A 756-nucleotide genomic window follows, 5' to 3' on the forward strand; every position below is an offset into this window, starting at 1 on the left:
TCGGTGACCCATGCGTTCGTGACGCCTGCGGCGTTGGCTTCGGTGGATCCCGCTGGACTGGACGATCTGCAGGTCGTGGTGACCGGTGGCGACGCCGCCGGTTCGGATTTGGTGGAACGGTGGGCTCCGGGCCGCGATCTGTTCAATGCGTACGGACCGACGGAAGCGACCGTGTTCGCGTCGCTCGGTACACCAATGCGTCCAGGTGCACCCATCGATATCGGCTCACCGGTGCACGGATTCTCGGTTGTCGTTCTCGACGCCATGCTGCGGCCTGTTCCGGTGGGTGTGGTGGGTGAGTTGTATTTGTCGGGTCCTGGTGTGGCTCGTGGTTATCATGATCGTTTTTCGTTGACGGCGGAGCGGTTCGTTGCGGCTCCGTTCGGTGGTGGTGTGCGGATGTATCGCACGGGTGATGTGGTGCGGTGGTCTGGTTCGGGTGTGTTGGAGTATGTGGGTCGTAGTGATTTTCAGGTGAAGGTGCGTGGTTTCCGGATCGAGTTGGGTGAGATCGATTCGGTGGTGGTGGGTCATGGTGATGTGGATTTCGTGACGACGGTGGGTGTTGATGGTCCGTCGGGTGCGACGGTGTTGGTGTCGTATGTGTTGCCGGTGGCGGGTGCGGTTGTGGATGTGGAGGGGTTGCGGGAGTTCGTGGCGGGTGTGTTGCCGTCGCACATGGTTCCGTCGGCGTTCGTTGTGTTGGAGTCGATTCCGTTGACTCCTGCGGGCAAGTTGGACCGACGCGCACTACCG

Annotated in this window: 1 protein-coding gene; it reads left to right on the forward strand. The window is 61.4% G+C overall.

Features of this window, described 5'->3' with window-relative positions; genetic code table 11:
• On the forward strand, positions 1-756 hold a 756-nt coding region (locus tag CH293_RS27710; protein ID WP_141217266.1), incomplete at both ends, for an AMP-binding protein.

It is taken from the genome of Rhodococcus sp. 14-2470-1b (assembly GCF_002259415.1).
Taxonomy (GTDB): Bacteria; Actinomycetota; Actinomycetes; order Mycobacteriales; family Mycobacteriaceae; genus Rhodococcoides.